At 74.3% G+C, this 311-nt stretch carries 1 pseudogene; it reads right to left on the bottom strand.

Going from position 1 to position 311, the window contains the following annotated elements:
* Positions 1-207: pseudogene (locus tag ADL05_RS04695) on the bottom strand (hypothetical protein); the annotation flags it as partial.
* Between the last annotated feature and the right edge of the window lie 104 nt (positions 208-311).

Raw genomic sequence — 311 nt, 5'->3', positions numbered from 1 at the left:
GCGCTGCACCAGGCCGGCGCGGGGCGCGTCGTTCTCCCAGGCCCGCCCGAAGAGCCCGGTGCCGACCGCGGCCGCCACGCCGACGATCCCCGACCCCCAGCCCGGGGACCGGGAACCGCCGGCCCCCGAGCCGCCCGACCCGCCGGACGGCCCGAGCCTCAGCATCGGTGCGGGTGCCGACGCCTCCAGCACGGCCAGGCCAATCATTGCGCCGTAAACCTGTCCGAGCGAGCCTACGCAGTCCGTTAAGGTCTGGGAGGGGACGGAGCTGGTTAGACCAGCGACGAATCCCTACGCTGTGTCGGCGCCGA

It is taken from the genome of Nocardiopsis sp. NRRL B-16309, from assembly GCF_001279585.1.
Taxonomy (GTDB): Bacteria; Actinomycetota; Actinomycetes; order Streptosporangiales; family Streptosporangiaceae; genus Nocardiopsis.
The sequence above is the reverse complement of the archived record's forward strand: the minus strand, read 5'-3'. Positions and strand labels throughout refer to the sequence as shown.